Raw genomic sequence first — 16,629 nt, forward strand, 5'->3', positions numbered from 1 at the left:
GTCGGGGTTACTCCCTATCGCGGCGGAACACGAGTGTGGTGCGCCCCATCGTCACACGGCTTCCGTCCACCAGGGTGACCCGGCGGATCGGCTGGCCGTTGACGAAGGAACCGTTGGTCGACCCTAGATCGACGAGCACGATCTCGGGACCTTCTATACGGATCTCGGCATGGTGCCGCGAAACCCCCGGATCCACCAAACGAAGGTCGCAGTCGGTGCCCCGCCCGAGCAGCGTGACCGGCGTGTTGACCTCGTAGGTGCTCTGGTGGGCCGGGCCGTTGTCCATCGTCGTGGTGACCAGCAGCCGGGGGTTGCCGCCGAAGGCGCCACCGGGCGCGCGCGGGTAGTCCGACGGCGGCCGGCGGATCTCCCCGCCCTCCACCGTGGACCCGCGGATGACCCCAGAGCGGATCCGGAACATGCCCGTGGCCAGGTCGTCGGCGTTCTCGAAACGCACCCGGACCGGACCCACGAAGGAGTACCCCTGCTCCTTCGCGTACTCGCGGGCGAGGTTCGCCAGCTCCTGGCTCAGGCTGTCGGCGTACACCTGAAGCCGCTGGCCGTCCTGCTGCGAGATCTCCACGACGAAGTCGTTCGGCACCAGGGTGCGGCCGGCCGCGACGATCGCGGCCCGGTCGTCCATCTCGCGCTGCACGGCACTGGCCACCTCGACCGGCTGCAGCTCGGACTTGAACGCCCGGGCGAAGGCACCTTCGACCATGCCCTCAAGCCTCCGCTCGAAGCGCTGAATGACGCCCACGGGCACCTCCCTTCCCCACTGGTAGACGATCGTATCGGTGTCAAGGTTCGCTAGAAGTATCCGGTTGCCGGACCACCCCCTGAACCGTGCTAATCTCTTCCTGCACCCGGAAACGGGGGCGACACCCGGGGCGGGTGGCGGAACGGCAGACGCGCACGGTTCAGGTCCGTGTGTCCGAAAGGATGTGAGGGTTCAAATCCCTCCTCGCCCACTTCGGGGTAGTGACGCAAGTCCTCCCCCCATAGTGACGAAATAAGACCCCTCTGCGCCAGGCGGAGGGGTCTTCGTCGTTGTCGGTGCTCCGAAGGGGGTGGCTTGCCGCCTTGAGGGCGCCGCGAATCGATCATGGGGGCCTTCTGAAGCGGGCGTGCGGCGGCTCAACTGATTCTGGGCAGGCTCGCGCCCGGAGAGTTGCCGTGGTGCGTGCGGGATGGTCAGGCCACCTCGTCGAGGTGGCCCTTGGGTGTCCAGGTGCCCAGCGGCTTGTACTTCCGACGCCGCGCTCGGCGGCGGGGCTGGCCGTCTTCGCCGGGCAGGGTGTCGATCCAGGCGCTGATCTTGCGCTGGTTGACGCGAGCGAGCTGGAAGGCCAGCACCAGGCTCTGTGCCGCGACGCCGCGGATACGCCGCTTCTGAGCCCGCTCGATCGCCTCTTGCGCATCGTCCTTGGCGAATCCGTTGAAACCCTCGACGGCGTTGCGGAGCCGAAAGTAGAGCTTCTGCCAGATCGGACTGCCGTAGGGGTGTGCCTGCCAGTGCTTGGCGCCGTCCTCAGAGCCGATGGTGATGCTTCCCTGCTTACAGATGGGCGGTGGCTCGCTGACGGGGGACGGCCGTGGATCGACCAAGGGCAGGCGAGGGTCTGTGCCCATACTGGCCGGCTTGAGGGGGCACTGGACCTTCCCGGCGGCGGCAGGACACATGTAGCGCTGCTGCCCCTGGTCGCCGGGCAGGCCCTTCCGGGGCAGCAGGTAGTGAGCGCGGGCGTGGATGCGTTCCACCCAGGTTTCGGGGTCGATCTTTTTCGGCCCGGCGGCGCGCTGCAGATCGCGGGTTGCGTCGATCAATCGTTGCGGGGTCGAGGGACAGCACCAGGTGCCCTCGACCAGCAGTGCGCCGTCGGCCTGCGCCATGCTTCCGAGCTGGTCCTTGCGGTAGTCGTATACCGGGTCATAGCCGAGCGCCCGCACAGGGAGTTGCCAAGCATTCGGGTTCGAGCCGTTGTAGAGCCGGTCGCCAGCCACATACCCGACGGGGTGTCCGCGTTCCTTGATGCTCTTCAGCATGGTGACGCCGTTGCTGCCGGGGTTGTGCCCGGGCTTGTCCAGGCGCATGCTCAACACCAGCGCGGGCAGGAGCCTCGGGTCGCCACAGCCGTGCTCCTGGGGGCGTGGGTCGTGGTGGGGGTTGTATGCGATCGCCAAATTCGCGTCGTAGCCGAAGAGCCTCCTTGCACTCCTCTTCTTACGTGGGTTCCGTTTGCTGCCAGACTTGGTCGGGCGGATGTGGCTGTGGAGGTCGGGGGCGCGGTGGTCGCCCTCGCGGACGTACCAGCCTGCGTCGGGGTCGGTGGCGGTGACCGGCCCGTCCTGTTCGACGCCGCGGGCCCATGTGGCGATCGGGGTTGCGTCCACACCCAGCGAGCCGTCCCAATGCTCATCCAGCCGGTGGCGGACGGCGGCGATCGACGCCCCCAGGATTGCGTCGATGACTTTGTGGAGCCGTTCACGCCGCTGCGCGAGCAGCTCGCTGTCGGCTTCCTGGATGATCTGCTCAACTACGGCGACCGGAAGCCGCCGGTTCATGGGCAGGGGCGAGGGGTTCAGCTCGTCGAGGAGGCGGTGCGTGAGCCGCAGCACGACTCTGTAGGCGGCAGCGAAGCCACGGGCGTTGTCGACGCGGTCGACCAAGCCGAAGCGGCGCCGCCAATCCTCGGGAATGCCCCAGTGCAGGATCTCGGTGACCTGAGTGAACAGCACTCCTCCGGTGCGGTGAGCACACAGCGCCATCCCGACCAGCAGCCCCTCGACGGTGCACGTACGGGGACGGCCTCGTTCGCGGGCGATGTACCTCTCCAACTCGGCTACGATCCCGGATTCGGCGATGAACGCGGCGGCGTCGCGCACTCGCTGATCACCGAACTCAATGCGTGGACGTTGAGCCGCCGAGGCGGGAAGGTCCCCGTGTTGAAGCGGCGGCAGTGTCACAGGTCACCGCGCAGCAGGTCGGCGGCCGGTCCGGCGGCCATGCCCCGGACGTGCGGAAGGATGCGGGACAACCCGTGCAGGGTGTCCAAGCCGGCTGCCGCAACAATCACTGGCAGCGGCACACACTGCTCGATCAACTCGACCAGCCAGGTCGCCCGTAGTCGGCCCATCACCAGCGTGGGGGTGCTGGGCGCATGGTGACAGCGGGCCAGGAAGTTGGTGACCGTGTTTTTTCCGCGAGCGCCGGATCGGGGCCGGAACAGATAGGACACCTGCCCGTCGAATCGCGCGGCCTCGTGCAACAGAGGCCTCTCCCAGGCGCGCCGGCACACCACCTGTCGTTCCCGTCGTCCGCGGATGTGGACGACGGCTGCACCGTTGCCCGGTCGCCGAATGTCATGGGCGCGCAGCGGGATGATCTCGGGGGAGTCCAGACCACAGCCTCGGCCCAGGCACAGCAGCAACCGGCAGCCTGCACGGAGCTCGTCGGTTGGCTGTCCGTCGGCCCAGTACCAGAGGCGCGCCACCTCGGAGTCGGTATAGGGCTTGGCCGCTGTCGCAGCCGACAGCTTGACCGGCTTGCCGGTCTGGCAGTCGGGGCCGAGTACCGCCTCGCGCAGCCGATGCAGCTTGGTGCGGTAGTTACCCCGAGAGCATTTGCTCGCATTCGTGCCCACCAGGATGAACCGTTCGATCAGCTCCCGCGACAACCAGCTTTCGGCGCCCGGCGGATAGCCCTGGGCGTCGGCGAACATTGCCAGCTGCGCCAGCACGCTCATCAACTCCCCGGCGGTGTAGGGCGTCAGCGGCTCGGACCGCTGCACGATCTCCCGCACCCCGTCCTCGACCCGCGCCCAGGCCGCGGGACTGCCTCGCCGCGGTCGGTAGGAGTTGATCCGGTTGGACACAGGTACCTGCCAGAGATAGACGCCCGGAGGCACCTCCGCCCCCCTAAGCACCGCTACCCCAATAGCACCCTGCTATTTCAATAGACGGATCATAAATGATCATGGAGAGGGCAAGGTCGGCGACGTGTCTGGTGACGACTCCCGTACTCGACGCCCCCGGGACTTCGCTGTCGAAGGGCAGTGGCCGCAGGCACTGCTGGTCGACGAGTCCGGCGGCGAACCCTATGGAGCGCAGGTCGCCCAAGAGCTCGCGCGCCGCTTGGGCGAGGCGATGGCCGAGCAGGGATTCAGTGCCAACCGCCTGTCCCGCGAGAGCGGTGTCAATCGGCAGACCATCGCCAATGTCCTGGCAGGGGCGGTCTGGCCGGACCTGATGACGATCGCCAACCTGCAACGGGCGCTCAGCGTGCGCTGGCTGCCGGACGGCGCGCAAGAGGGGACCGTCCGGCAGGAGGCCGGCGGTGAAGAAGGACATGGGCATCTCGCCGTTCGAGGATGAAAACGGGCACGTCAAGGCGACGGCCACGGCGAAATGCCCGAATCACCTGCGACCCGACTGTGGAGACGGGTAGTGTTTCGAGCAAACGACGAGCCGTCAGTTATGCGCTGTGGTCAGTCGTTCGGCCGCCGCCGAAGGTCAGAGCTCGGCGGCGGCCACTTTTATTGCGCGACTTCAGACGCGCACCAGGGTTACATCGTTGCCCCCTGCTCATCGATGGGGGCGTCCTCGTCGGAGGCTGCGGACGCGGACGGCGCGGGTCGGTCGACACCGTCGTTGAAGCGGTACCAGGTCTCGTTCTTCGAGGCCCAGTGCTTGAGCACCTCGCCCTTGTCGACCATCTTGTCGACGGTGAGACGCACGATCTTGTTGTTCGCTTCTCCGAGAGCCACGGTGATCTCGTTGACGCGCCACCACCGCTCGGCGCCCTGGGCCAGGATCTGCCAGATCCTGTCCCGGCGCGGGGCCTTGATCTTCACAACGTTGGTGGCCGACTTCGCAGGCGTGACAGGCGTCGTGCGAGTGACCGGTGCCACAGGTTCGGGGGCCGGTCCAGGCTGCGAGGTGGGAGCTTCTTCGGGCCCCTCGGGCTCGGCGTCTGAGGACAGAAACTCCGGATCGTCGGGGAATGCCTCGATATCCGCCCTCTGGGCATCCAAAGCGGCCCGCACCGAGGAGAGTCGCTCACTCACGGCGGCCAACTGGCTTTTGAGTCGAGACTCTTCCTCGACCAGCCCTGCCGCCACGCGCTCATACGCCTCTACCGACACGCGTCGGAGATCCTGGCCCATGGGTCAGCAAGCTACCGCGCCCGAGCTGCCCGACGAGGCAATTTGTGTGATCTTCCCGGATTTTGCCTGCGGGAAGAGACATCTTCCCAGTTCACGCCCCTTGCCCCGATTCATTGCCCGGTCCCGCCGAGCCGGGCAGCCCATGGAGGCGCGAACCGCTGAACCCGCTTTGTTTCCCCGAGGGTCAAGCCCGCCGCAGCGTCTTCCGAAGGTGCTCCCACCAGGAAGGTGTCATGTCGGGCATGCCGCTTTGGTCGACAGTGCATGCCGGACATAGCAGCTGTGTGGAGCCGACTGTCCAGCCGGCCTGCCGAAGACGGGTTCGGGCTGGTGCCCAATCGGGTGAGGCTGTGGTGCTGGTCGCCGTCGAAGCAACCATGACCGGCCCGGTGCCGCTCAGGCAGAACGAGCATTCCACTGGCCACAGTGCACTCGTTGGAGCGCAGTCATAACAGAAGTGTGCCTCCTGCCAGCCGGTGTCTGACCAGATGAGCCACGTGCAGGCAAGGTCGCCGGCTGCGGACTCCAGTGCTCCCGCCCGGCACAACCCCGGCGCCGCGGCGGCCACCTGGCGCGCGGAGCGGCGACAGCCTTGGCAGCGCGCTGATAACCGGCCGCGCGCTGGCCAAGCGAGTGGCCGCCGGTTCCCTCGTCGAGTGGGCACCCGGCATTACCTGGCTGTTGTCGAGCCCATAGTGGGCAACGCAAGACGACCACTAGCGTCGGCCAAGACGGAACAACGATTCCTCAGCCTGGCGGCACCGCTGACGGACGGTGCCTTCACCACCACGAATGTCTCCATGCTGGTCCCCCGAGTATTGCTGTGAGAACGGTGGTCCCCCTTGATCATCTGTTGCCCAAGCATGGTCAGGTGCAACCACGATAGCAACCTGAAAGGTTGCGGCGGACGGCACCGGAACGGCGGTACTGTCCCTCTCCCGCCAGCCGGAATGGGAGATCATGTACCGGATACTCTGCATCCTGGCTTTGGTCGCAGTGTCGGCGGCAGGCCTGACGGTGGGCTGCTTCGGCCAACAGGACACCTCCCGTGCAGCGGACTGGGCTAGGCGGGCATGCGAGAAGCTCACCGCCCGTCCTCAGGGGAGCCCGCCGCGTGCGGCGACCCAGCATGGGGCATATGTGCTGATCGCGCACCAGATCCATGCGGTCTCGGACCTGTCCACGCGCGCTGCCCGAGCCGATTTGCGCTGGGAGGAGCTGAACCGGGCCATGGCTGTTCTGGTCGACTCCGCGGACTGGAAGGTCAGCCTTCCGAACCCCGACCATCTAACCTCCGACGAGAATCGGACGTTCCAGCAATGGCAGGACTGGGGACAGGCGGCCATGAACACAGTGCTGGCGGAATGCCGCAAGGCGACTATCCATCCGCAATAGAGGACTGCGGTGTCCAGGCGATCCGAAGAGTCGTCACTCCGCCGGGTCACGTCTTGACGTGCCGGATCAATCCCTGGCGGTCGCCGTGCCGGGGCGTGTTGCCTGGGTGATCGCCGAATGCAGGCCAGGGGCGGCTTGAGCGACCAGAGTGACGATGACGTTGCTGATGCCGAGGTGTCCGCCAGTGCGCAGGACGCGGGCGGCTTTGAGTCACCGTCCAGGGAGGTCCGGGCGGCTGATGTCGGTGCCATCGCCGCGTTCCAACGAGCTTCCTGGTTCACAACCCGGGATGGCCGATTTCGGTCGATCGGCTGCAGTATCTGCACCCAGTCGAGGATCGCCGGAATTCGATAGAGTTGCGTTGCTTGACGGTGCGCTGCGGACATGGCGCACGACCTCCGCTGATCAGGTCTCAACGAGCAGGTTGGTGATCACCCTGTCATTCGTGGCGCCTCTTCTCCTCCGGCTCCCAGCCCATTGGATCTCCGATGGTGCGCCGGACGGTCCTCTCTCGGGGAAGTCGACTTGCGCCGAAAGGTTCCCAGGCGTAGGGCCTCAACAGGACCTTTGCACCCGGCGCATGGTCTGCAACGGCATGACGATCCGTGAGAGAGCGCGGTGAGTCTGCCGGAACCGCGTGGGCGGCAATCGGATGTGATTTACCTGCCAGGAGCGGGACATCAGGTTGTTCTGGGCACTGCGGGCACAGGCAAGACCACGATGGCGATGCTGCGCGCTGAGCATCTGGCAGCGCCCGAAACTCGTAACAGTGGCCGAGTCCTCCTGGTCACCTACAACAATGCGCTGGTCACCTACCTGCGCCATATCCAGCCCGCTGCCGCGGCCAACATCACCATCGAGACCTACGGGCTTTTTGCCCGTGGGTACCTCAACAGCGTTGGCAAGATGCCCTATGGCGCGATCGCCAATCCCGAACTGCGCCGCCACCTGGCCGGACAGGCCATCAAGGAGATCGCTGCCACCTACAAGCCGGGCCAGTTCTTCGAACGGCCCGTCGAGTTCTTCCTCGACGAGATCGAGTGGATCAGTGGTATGGGCTTGCAGGCCCTGTCGGACTACCTGGCCGCCGAGCGCGTTGGCCGCGGCCGGGGGGCTGGCCTGAACGACAGCCAGCGCGAGGCCATTTGGAAGATCCGCACCGCCTACCTCAAGCTGCGGTCTGACCATGGCAAGACCTACGACTGGTGGGACCTGCCCGGAGCTGTCCGCGCCAGCCTCCCGCAGGACTCCCGGCCCCGCCGGTACCGCCATGTTGTGATCGATGAAGGTCAGGACCTGGCGCCGGAGGCGATCCGCTCCCTGGCCGCCACCGTTCCCGCCGATGGCTCGGTCACCTTCTTTGGCGACTACCACCAGCTGATCTACGGGCAGGGGGTGAGCTGGCGCTCCTGCGGACTGAACATCCACCGGGTTGAGCGCTTCAGTGACAACTACCGCAACACCGCGCAGATTGCCCGGCTGGCGATAGCCATGAGTCGCATGCCTCACATGGCGGGTGATCCCCAGGACCTCGTCGAGCCACGCGAGCCCACCGCGGCCGGAACGCTGCCGACATTGGTGACCTGCTCTGATCCTGAGCGGGAGATCCAACTGATAGGTGCCCAGGCCCGTGACTACGCCCGTACCGGGACCGTCGCCGTGCTTGCACGCACCTGGGCAGACGCGCGCCAGGCGTGCGTGGGGCTGCCCGTCCGCGAGCTGGATCCTGAGATGCGTGTATGGGACCCCACGCCGGGAATCTGGTGCGGTGCCTATCACTCGGCCAAGGGGCTGGAGTTCGACACGGTGATCCTGCCTTTCCTGGACGCTGCGCACATGCCGAATCCCGACAAGGTCGCCGCCTTTGGTGAACGCGACGCCGAGGCCCGGGAGGCCAGGCTGCTGTACGTGGCGATCACCCGGGCGCGCTCGGACCTGTTGCTTACCCACCGTGGGCCCCTCACTCCGCTGCTCCCGACCGATCCCGCCCTCTACACCAGGCTGGCTGTATGACCGGCAATGGCGAGGTCGCCCACGCGCGCGCCGCCGTCAGGCTGACACGGTTGGCGCACTTCACCCCTGCCAAGAATCTGTTCCACATCCTCCGGGACGGGCAGATCCGCAGCAGCAAGGAACTCGCCGACAATGCCAGCGACCAGTTCTCCCCAACCGACTCCGAACGCTACGATGCCCATCCCGACCGCATTTGCTGCAGCATGCAGTTCCCCAACCCCTACTATCTGTCGATGGCCAAGGCAAAGGGGCCCTTTCTGAACTACCAGGACTGGGTGTGCCTGCTCCTAGACGCAGCACTCGTCGACAAGCTCGGCACCCTGTTCTCACCCTGCAACGCCGCCAAGGACCGAGGCGCGCACCTGCGGGTCGGCCGCCAAGCCTTGCTTGATTGCTACGCCGCCGTCTCAAAGCCTGGAGGATGGCAACGCGGTCCCCGTCACGTTCCTGGGGCGGCAACCGATCTGCAATCCGAAGCGCTGATCCTTGGCCCCGTACCGGTATCGGCCGTCACCGGCATCGTTGTCGCTGATGCCGCCACCGCGCGGGAGCAGTACGCTGCCCTCGGCCGACGCGGCCACGCGCCCGACCGATTCTGCTGGATCGTCGCTCCGATCTTCTTCGACCGCGTGAGACTGCCTTCCCGGATCCGAAACGGCGGAACAATCGAGGAGCGGCCTTGGTCCCCGTCGGCAGACTGAGAAGATGGCTGACATGACGCCGCCGCCTGCGAATTTTCCGCAACGCGCACGGGGTGCCGTGCTGTGCGCTGCCGTTGGCGACGCTCTCGGCTGGCCTCAGGAGATCCGGTCGAGCATCGTCGGCGGGAACAAGTCCCGCAGCATCCAGCCAGAGCCCAGCTTTCGTTCCTGGGACCGTAATTCCGGTGGCCAGTACGCCCGCTACACCGAACGCGTCAACGCCGGCGACTACAGCGACGACACCCAGTTGCTGATGTCGGTCGCCCGCGCCTGCTTGAGCGGCCCGCGGTGGCTCAACCGCCTCACCGAGACTGAGTTGCCGGCCTGGCCCGTCTACCAACGTGGCGGAGGCAGGGCGGTAATCTCCGCCGCCCACACCTGGGCTACGGGCACACCGCCCTGGCGACGGGTTGCCGACTCTACGAGCCGGGCTCTCGCCGACCGCGCCATCGGCGCTTACTTCAACGCAGGCGCCAACGGCGTGGCGATGCGGATTGCCCCCCACGTGATCGTCTCCGCCGATCTGAACCCCGGGTCGTTGCTGGCAAGGATCACCACGGACGGCATCACCACCCACGGTCACCCCCGGGCACTGGTGGGCGCGCTCATCCATGGCTTGGCGTTGCGTCACACACTCCTCCGTCAGGGAACACTCGGCTACGGCGATCTCGTCCAAGCCCTCATCGAAGACCGATCGTGGCAGGACTTCGATCGGGTACACGGGATGCTGCCTGAAGTTTGGCTCCGAGCCTTCACAGCGTCCACGGGCCAGTCACCCGCCGCCATTTGGCAAGCCACCATCGGCGAAGCCCGCGAACTGCTGGTCATCGCCCACAGGTCGCTGGGCCGCGGCGCGCTCGCCAACGACGACGAAACCCTGGCTGAGCTCGGTTGTTTCGACAAAACCCGCAACGGTGCGGGCACGGTCACCGCCGTCGCATCCGCTTATCTGGCCGCCCGCACGGCCACCCGCCCGCTCAGCGGACTACTGCGCGCAGCGTTCCTGCCAAAGGCCGACACCGACACCCTCGCCTCCATGACCGCATCCCTGCTGGGCGCCCTGCATGGACCAGAGTGGACAGGTTCTCTGGGCAGGGACGTCCAGGACGCTTCCTACCTCGCGGCTCTGGCCGACCGGCTGAGCACAGCGGCATTCGATCAGCCCTCCCCATCGCAGAACACTGCCGACGCAGCGGTCCAGCGCGACCTGGACCGCAGTCCAACCCCAGTGCGTGTCAACGACATCAGAGTGTTTCGCGACCATTTGCCGCCCCACTCTGACAACGCTCCTCGCAGATTCCTGGACGGCCGACTAGTTGAACAGTACGAGCACGAGAGGCTGAGCAGCCACCGTGCCGTCCGGGTCGACCGGACCAAGATGGTGCTTCACGATGGGCAGAGTCTGATCATCGACTCTGTCACCAAGGTCCCAGCAGAAGCTGAGGATCGGCCGAGCGGCGTCCCGGGCACACCGAGTTCCTCGACATCAAGAGTGCGACGACCGGCCCCAGAGCCTCTAGCACTGTTCACCCCGCCCTCAGACCCGCCGCTACCACTACGCGAAAGCTTCGATCGGCTCCGGGAACTGGTGAGCACTGCGACACAGATCGCTCCGTCTCTGGAGGGCGGACCGAAGCCGCTGGATCTGGAAGATCTCCACCGGGCCTGCTGGGTACAGGCGGTCGCGGTCGTGGAAAGTTGGATCTTGGGAGGAGTCCGAACCCGGCGTCCGACTCCCGCGGCCGCCTCTCGAGAACCCTCACGTGATCGACCCAATATTCGTGGCGGCGTGTTCGACCTCTGGCCAGAGACCGCACGCGCACTGGGCGGAGACCAACAATCGCCCGACGTCCTGCGGTCACGTATGAACGAGATCGTCCAGCGCAGGAATCAGATCGTCCACGGCGCCGACCGCCGCCCAGGCGGGGGCGAAAGCCGTGCGCCGCTCACCGCAGAAGAAACTCTTAGCACGATCGACTGGCTGGAGACCTTCGCGGCCGCGGCTTGGCGGGTCCTTGCAGACGTCCCGCAGGAACCCGCGGGCGCACCCTCCCGGCAACGCTCCTGAATGGAGCCCGTCCTGTCAACTCAACCGTGGGCGATCCGGAAGCCCAGGAGGCGACTTGACAGATTCAGGCTAGAGAGGGAGGTGCAGAGTTTGCCAACCAGTTCGTCTGGGAAGCTGTTGGTCATCGCCGTCACGGAGGCGAAATCCAGGACGATCAGCCTGATCTCGGTGGGGTGAAGTGTTCGCTCCAGTTTCTGGCACAGCTCAGCGCCGGCCGCGTGCATGGCCAGGACCCCACCTCCTCCTACAGATCCGCACCCGCGTCCTTAACAATGACCTCCGAGCCGACTTCGTCCGCTGGAACCCCGGACCCGTTGGCTCGGATCAGCTGCTCGACCTCGCGGCCTGATCGTTCCCACGATTTCTCCTGGGACCCACGTTGGTGTGCGGTTGCAGTAAGTGGCAACACCCGGAACTCGCCGCAGGACCGTTGCACGCCAGCGCAACCCCGGAGATGGCCTCGATGGTGGAGGGCGACACCACTGCTTCCCCGACTTGTAAGGGAGTCCTCGATGGCCAGGCCGACCCCCAGCTCTGACCGTGACCGCGAACCCGGCTGTGGCAGCGGGCCTGAGCCGCTGCTGGGGGTCCGGGCGGCTATCGTCCTCGCGCTCGCTTTGGCCGCCGGAGTGGTCACCGGGGCCCTCACTCTGTGGGCCGACGGGTCTGTTCCCGTGGTGGTGCTGGCTGCTCTGTCGGCGACCAGCGGAGCGGTCCGGGTCCTCAACGAGATCATCGCCCGGTAATGGCCAGTTCTGTCGACGCCGGGGTGGCGCCGGGCCGGTGCCGAGATGATGGGCGCGTGATCGACAGCGAACGCCCTTCCCGGCATGTCCCGGTCGAGGACCGGGCGCAGGTCAAGGCCTTCGCGTCCGAGCTGAAGGCCCTGTTCGACTCGGTCGGTATGAGCCAGGGGGCGTTCTGCAGGGTCAACCCGACCATCGACAAGGGCACGCTGTCGCGCTACCTCAACGGCAAACGAGTCCCCCGCGACAGGTGGCTGCTGGACCGGCTGTTCGCCCTGCGCGTCGAGGCCGGGACCCCGCTCAACGACCAGGCCCGCGACCACTTGGTCGAACTTTAGCTCGCCGCCCTGCAGGTCGCCCTGAGGTGCCCCGGATCTTCCGGACACGTCCATAGCTAGGATTGTGGACGAACCGGAAGGAAGGTCATTGGCAAGGCGTAAACGGCGGTACTTCTCCCAGGAGTTCAAGGACGAGGCCGTCCGGATGGTGCTGGACGGTCCGCGGCCCATCACCCATGTGGCACGAGACCTGGATGTGCACGAGACCACCCTGGGATCCTGGGTGAAGGCGTATCGGCTGACGCACGGCGCCGACACGCAGGCCGCATCGGGTCCGGGCGAGGGCAGGACCGAGCGGGAACTCCAACTCGAACGCGAGAACCGGAGGTTGCGCGAGGAGAACGCCTTCCTGAAAAAAGCCGCGGCCTTCTTCGCCAGGGAACACCCGTGACCGCCAAGTACGAGTTCATCGACGCGGAGAAGGCCAACCACAGCATTATCGATATGTGCGCCTGGCTGCATGTTTCGCGCTCGGGGTTCTACGAGTGGCGGCGGCGGCCGGCCTTGGCGACCCGCGAACGCCGCGAGCGGCTCAAGTTGATGATCGAGGCGGTCTTTGCGGCCAACCACCAGACCTATGGCTATCGGCGGGTGCATGCGGTTCTGGCTCGGTCGGGTGTTCGGGTGTCGCCGGAACTGGTCCGGCAGCTGATGCGCGAGCTGGGTCTGGAGTCGGTGCAGCCGCGGCCGTGGCGGCCGGTCACGACCCGGGCCGACGGCCCGGGCGCGGTCCCCGACCTGGTCCGCCGCGACTTCACCGCCGCCGCGCCGGGCACCAAGCTGGTCGGGGACGTCACCTACATTCCCACCTGGGAGGGCTTCGCGTATCTCGCGACGGTGATCGACTGCCACTCCAAGATGGTGGTCGGGTGGGCGATGGGCGACCATTTCAAAACCTCGCTGCTCACCGACGCCCTGGATGCGGCCGCAAGGAACATCGACATCGAGCCCGGATGTGTCTTCCACTCCGATCGCGGGTCGAATTACATGAGTGCCGAGTTCGGTCGGCACCTGGCCGGGCATGGAATGCGCCGGTCGGTGGGCCGGACGGGCGTATGTTGGGATAATGCCTTGGCCGAGTCGTTTTTCGGGGCGTTGAAGAACGAGTGGCTGAACCGTATGGTATTTGCCACGCGCGCGAAGGCCCGCCGGGCGTGCATGCGCTACATCGAGGGCTTCTATAATCGACGCAGGCTACATTCCGCGAACGGGTACCGGACCCCATGGGAGGTCCACAACGAGTACCTGGACCGGCAGCAAGCCGCGTAGATCACCCATCAAGCAGGTGTCCGGAAAACGCGAGGCCCCTCACCCACCCCCACGGATACCGGGTCTTGCATGTGTCCGACCAGCTCACCGAAACCGTGACTGCACTGCGCGAAAGCCAGCGCTACATCGCCCAGCTCACGACAACCGAGGGCCTGAAGGATGTGACCGAGTGGTACGCCGAGCGGGTGCGCTCCGCAGCATGGGCCAAGGTCAGCCATCTCTACCCCAAGGTTGATGACACGAATGTGTCCGCGTCCCTGTGGGCGAGGACAGTGGCCTGCCCCTGCCAAGGGTGCGGTATTCGTATCCCCCTCTACACCTCGCCGTGGCTGAGCAAGAGGCCCCAGGATCTGCGGTGGCTCAGGCCAGTTGTCACTGGCGGGCGGGTTGAATTTGAGGTCGGGGAGGGGAACAAGTTTCCGCCGCCCGCGACCAAACTTGAAGGTGGCCGACCGCGCTTCGCCTGTCCGGGTTGCGGGACTGTATTCGCCACCGACTACGTACGGACCGAGGGGAGGGCCGGTCGCCTTGGGCTGCAACTCCTAGCTGAGGTGATCGGCGGCGGCAAGGACCGCCGGTACGTACCCGATGCTGGGCGGCGAGGAGCAATCTCCATGCCGGAAGGAATGAACTATGAGGCACCGCTCACCCTTGACCGGGGCAGCCGGATGTATGGAATGGCCAGCCCCCTCGAACTCTACACAGCACGTCAGGTGCACACCCTGAACGCGTTCGCGGATGCGGTAGCGCAGATACCGACCTGGGTGCAGGAGGACGGTCGCTCGGAAGCACATGCCGCAGGAGTCACGGCGGCCCTGAGCCTATGTCACAGAAAGCTTGCACAACGGTGTTCGACCCAGATGCGATGGCGGGTTTTCGATCGCTACTCAAGGCCGGAGCCGACGTTCGGGCACCCAGTGCAGCCCATGATGTGGGATTTCGTAGAGATCAACCCGTTCAGTGAACCTTTTCCAGCAGCCTCTTCAAGGCTGCTGATCACAGCATGATCGCGGGCGGCGTGGCTGGCCGTGGACGTGAAGAAACCCCTGGTAGGAGAGGGGTCTCTGACCTCCGCCCCCCACAACCAGAGGTTTCACGTGCTTTTCTATCGTGCTTCGCTGCCGTTGTCGCGTTCGACTCTGAACTACCTGACCGGTCTCGTCCGGCGGGAGCGGACGAAGCTGAAGAGCAAGGGCCGGGCTTTGAACGCGGGGCAGCAGGCGCTGATGACGCTCGCATACTTGAAGAAGGGCGATACGTTCGCGCAGCTCGCGGCAGGTTTCGGGGTCGGGACGACGACCGCGTGGAGGTATGTGAACGAGGTCGTGGCTTGGCTGTCGGCCCGCTCACCCAAGCTCGGCACCACACTCGCCAGGGCGAAGAAAGACGGGCTGGGACATCTGATCCTGGACGGCACTCTCATCGCGACCGACCGCCTCCGCGCCGACCGGCTCTTCTACTCGGGCAAGCATCACAAGCACGGCGTGAACCTGCAGGTAATTGCCGGCCCGTACGGGCAGATCGTGTGGGTGTCGGGTGCGGTACCCGGCTCGATCCACGACCTGAAAGCGGCCCGGAACTGGGGAATCATCCGCGCCCTGGCAGCGTGCGGGCTGCCGGTCCTGGCCGACAAGGGCTACGTCGGCGCCGGTCCCGCGATCATCGTTCCTTACAAGGGCAGGAACAAGCCCGCCTCCCAGAAACAAGCCAACCGGGCCCACGCCAAGCTCCGCGGACCAGGTGAACGCGGAAACGCCCAGCTCAAGTCATGGAAGATCCTCACCAAGCTCCGCTGCTGCCCCTACCGCGCCGGCCACCTCGCCAAGGCCATCAGCGTCCTACAAAACCGCGAGGCCGCCCTCGCCCCGTGATGGAAAAGGCTCAGTGGCTGCTATGGCGACTGGGGTGCTGTCGTCATGACAGCCTTCGCTCCGCGACGACAACGGCCGATGCGCGACCCTCTTTCATCCTGCTGGGACGGACCCGTCCCAGGCGCTTCGTCTGGGTAAAGCTGAAAATGATGTCTAGCTTTCGGCGCAGCATCGAGGGTGATCCGACCTGGCTCAGCACCGCCACCGGCCGGTAGACTCCCGCTCCTCGGAACAGCCAACGGGTGCTGTCAGCTCCGTTTCAACCTCTGAATTAGGCTCGGCCGCCCAACCATCGTCCCCGAATCACTCGGCGATCAACAAGCCTGATCGACACCGCGCGCGGTGAGCGGCGCGCGGACGGGCGCGCGGACTCTGGCTTGGATACGTGCTCGGACATGGCGGACCCCCGGGTCGATCTTGGGAGGCGGGACCGCCTCCCAAGATCAACTGCTGCCCGCTCACCAAGGGTGCTAATCCATTTGCCCTCCTGGTGTGGGGTTTCCGGGGCGGCGGGTGGTTCACAATGACCGGTGTGGCCGGGGACGACTCGCGGGCCAGACGGCCCCGCGACTATGTGATCGACGGGGACTGGCCGCAGGCGGGACTGGCCGACCACCACGGCGCGCACGTCGCCCAGCAGCTGGCGGTGCGGCTGGCCAGGGCGATGGCGGCGCAGGGCTGGAGCGCCAAACGGCTCGGAGCGGTCAGCGGGGTGAACCGGCAGACCATCGCCAACGTGCTGGCCGGGGCCGTGTGGGCCGACCTGCTGACCATCGCCAACCTCGAACGTGCCCTGGGCCCGCTGTGGCCCGAAAACGGCGAACCGGGCCGCCCTGCTGCCGCGGCGCCGGAGATCGACGGCGGCCCCTGACACGGGGGCAGATGTCCCGGAGGTGCCTCCGCTGCGGGCGCCAGGTCTGTTGCTGTTCATGGGTGGTTGCACCGTTCCTTCCCGCCTGATGGCGGGAGCGGTCGGCAGACAACCCCGGCGCGAACGCGTGCCCTACCGCCGCCGCGGACGGCGGCGGCGGTATCGTCGCAGGCGGACGGCCTGGCGTGTCTG

Annotated in this window: 16 protein-coding genes and 1 tRNA gene; 12 read left to right on the forward strand and 5 right to left on the reverse strand. The window is 66.3% G+C overall.

Going from position 1 to position 16,629, the window contains the following annotated elements:
* Positions 1–7: 7 nt before the first annotated feature.
* Positions 8–760, reverse strand: coding sequence for an FHA domain-containing protein (locus FHU30_RS29675; protein ID WP_253880252.1), 753 nt, complete (start codon positions 758–760; stop codon positions 8–10).
* 128 nt (positions 761–888) lie between these two features.
* Here FHU30_RS29675 and FHU30_RS29680 point away from each other — a divergent pair.
* Positions 889–971, forward strand: a tRNA-Leu gene (locus FHU30_RS29680).
* A 223-nt stretch (positions 972–1,194) separates the two neighbouring features.
* Here the strand turns inward: FHU30_RS29680 and FHU30_RS29685 are convergent.
* Entirely contained in the window at positions 1,195–2,886 is a 1,692-nt protein-coding gene (locus FHU30_RS29685; protein WP_253880254.1) for a hypothetical protein, read from the reverse strand.
* Between the two features lie 77 nt (positions 2,887–2,963).
* The gene (locus tag FHU30_RS29690) at positions 2,964–3,803 is read right to left on the reverse strand and encodes a hypothetical protein (protein WP_253880256.1); all 840 of its coding nucleotides are present in this window, start codon (positions 3,801–3,803) and stop codon (positions 2,964–2,966) included.
* Between the two features lie 196 nt (positions 3,804–3,999).
* Here FHU30_RS29690 and FHU30_RS29695 point away from each other — a divergent pair, with 196 nt between their 5' ends.
* On the forward strand, positions 4,000–4,374 hold the full coding sequence (locus FHU30_RS29695; RefSeq protein WP_253880258.1) for a helix-turn-helix domain-containing protein: 375 nt from the start codon (positions 4,000–4,002) through the stop codon (positions 4,372–4,374).
* 191 nt (positions 4,375–4,565) lie between these two features.
* On the opposite strand, the gene FHU30_RS29700 is transcribed toward FHU30_RS29695, so the two are convergent.
* A complete protein-coding gene (locus FHU30_RS29700) occupies positions 4,566–5,165 on the reverse strand; it encodes a hypothetical protein (RefSeq protein WP_253880259.1) in 600 nt (199 codons plus the stop codon).
* A gap of 1,140 nt (positions 5,166–6,305) precedes the next feature.
* Here FHU30_RS29700 and FHU30_RS29705 point away from each other — a divergent pair.
* The 4 genes from FHU30_RS29705 (at position 6,306) to FHU30_RS29720 (ending at position 11,342) form a co-directional block, all read left to right on the forward strand.
* Positions 6,306–6,560: a hypothetical protein gene (locus FHU30_RS29705; RefSeq protein ID WP_253880260.1), complete on the forward strand. Its 255-nt coding sequence runs from the start codon at positions 6,306–6,308 to the stop codon at positions 6,558–6,560.
* A gap of 618 nt (positions 6,561–7,178) precedes the next feature.
* On the forward strand, positions 7,179–8,573 hold the full coding sequence (locus FHU30_RS29710; protein ID WP_253880261.1) for a 3'-5' exonuclease: 1,395 nt from the start codon (positions 7,179–7,181) through the stop codon (positions 8,571–8,573).
* Entirely contained in the window at positions 8,570–9,274 is a 705-nt protein-coding gene (locus FHU30_RS29715; protein WP_253880262.1) for a DarT ssDNA thymidine ADP-ribosyltransferase family protein, read from the forward strand. The genes FHU30_RS29710 and FHU30_RS29715 overlap by 4 nt, the downstream gene beginning before the upstream one ends.
* 4 nt (positions 9,275–9,278) lie before the next feature.
* Positions 9,279–11,342: an ADP-ribosylglycohydrolase family protein gene (locus tag FHU30_RS29720; protein ID WP_253880263.1), complete on the forward strand. Its 2,064-nt coding sequence runs from the start codon at positions 9,279–9,281 to the stop codon at positions 11,340–11,342.
* A gap of 20 nt (positions 11,343–11,362) precedes the next feature.
* Here the strand turns inward: FHU30_RS29720 and FHU30_RS29725 are convergent, their stop codons facing one another.
* Positions 11,363–11,566, reverse strand: a complete 204-nt coding sequence (locus tag FHU30_RS29725; RefSeq protein ID WP_253880264.1) for an STAS-like domain-containing protein — start codon at positions 11,564–11,566, stop codon at positions 11,363–11,365.
* 288 nt (positions 11,567–11,854) lie between these two features.
* Between FHU30_RS29725 and FHU30_RS29730 the strand changes: the two genes are divergently transcribed.
* The 6 genes from FHU30_RS29730 to FHU30_RS29755 all read left to right on the forward strand — a co-directional run bounded on the left by FHU30_RS29730 (position 11,855) and on the right by FHU30_RS29755 (position 16,437).
* Positions 11,855–12,088: a hypothetical protein gene (locus tag FHU30_RS29730; RefSeq protein ID WP_253880265.1), complete on the forward strand. Its 234-nt coding sequence runs from the start codon at positions 11,855–11,857 to the stop codon at positions 12,086–12,088.
* Positions 12,089–12,144: 56 nt separating this feature from the next.
* Positions 12,145–12,426: a hypothetical protein gene (locus FHU30_RS29735; protein ID WP_253880266.1), complete on the forward strand. Its 282-nt coding sequence runs from the start codon at positions 12,145–12,147 to the stop codon at positions 12,424–12,426.
* Between the two features lie 145 nt (positions 12,427–12,571).
* Positions 12,572–13,695, forward strand: a protein-coding gene (locus FHU30_RS29740; protein WP_372503897.1) for an IS3 family transposase whose coding sequence is annotated in 2 segments (ribosomal slippage) — positions 12,572–12,791 and positions 12,791–13,695 — 1,125 coding nt in all. Because the reading frame shifts where the segments join, the coding sequence is not laid out codon by codon here.
* A 71-nt stretch (positions 13,696–13,766) separates the two neighbouring features.
* The gene (locus tag FHU30_RS29745; RefSeq protein ID WP_253880267.1) at positions 13,767–14,702 is read left to right on the forward strand and encodes a hypothetical protein; all 936 of its coding nucleotides are present in this window, start codon (positions 13,767–13,769) and stop codon (positions 14,700–14,702) included.
* Positions 14,703–14,792: 90 nt separating this feature from the next.
* The gene (locus tag FHU30_RS29750; RefSeq protein ID WP_253874200.1) at positions 14,793–15,566 is read left to right on the forward strand and encodes a transposase family protein; all 774 of its coding nucleotides are present in this window, start codon (positions 14,793–14,795) and stop codon (positions 15,564–15,566) included.
* Positions 15,567–16,089: 523 nt separating this feature from the next.
* Positions 16,090–16,437: a helix-turn-helix domain-containing protein gene (locus FHU30_RS29755; protein WP_253880268.1), complete on the forward strand. Its 348-nt coding sequence runs from the start codon at positions 16,090–16,092 to the stop codon at positions 16,435–16,437.
* Positions 16,438–16,629: the final 192 nt, after the last annotated feature.

The sequence above is a fragment of the Actinomadura rupiterrae genome (assembly GCF_024172125.1).
Lineage (GTDB): Bacteria > Actinomycetota > Actinomycetes > Streptosporangiales > Streptosporangiaceae > Spirillospora > Spirillospora rupiterrae.

Excerpts from the sequence above, each read along its gene's own strand:
- FHU30_RS29700 (WP_253880259.1), bottom strand. The coding sequence starts at position 5,165 with ATGGGCCAGGATCTCCGACGCGTGTCGGTAGAGGCGTATGAGCGCGTG.
- FHU30_RS29715 (WP_253880262.1), top strand. The coding sequence starts at position 8,570 with ATGACCGGCAATGGCGAGGTCGCCCACGCGCGCGCCGCCGTCAGGCTG.
- FHU30_RS29720 (WP_253880263.1), top strand. The coding sequence starts at position 9,279 with ATGGCTGACATGACGCCGCCGCCTGCGAATTTTCCGCAACGCGCACGG.
- FHU30_RS29725 (WP_253880264.1), bottom strand. The coding sequence starts at position 11,566 with ATGCACGCGGCCGGCGCTGAGCTGTGCCAGAAACTGGAGCGAACACTT.
- FHU30_RS29730 (WP_253880265.1), top strand. The coding sequence starts at position 11,855 with ATGGCCAGGCCGACCCCCAGCTCTGACCGTGACCGCGAACCCGGCTGT.
- FHU30_RS29755 (WP_253880268.1), top strand. The coding sequence starts at position 16,090 with ATGACCGGTGTGGCCGGGGACGACTCGCGGGCCAGACGGCCCCGCGAC.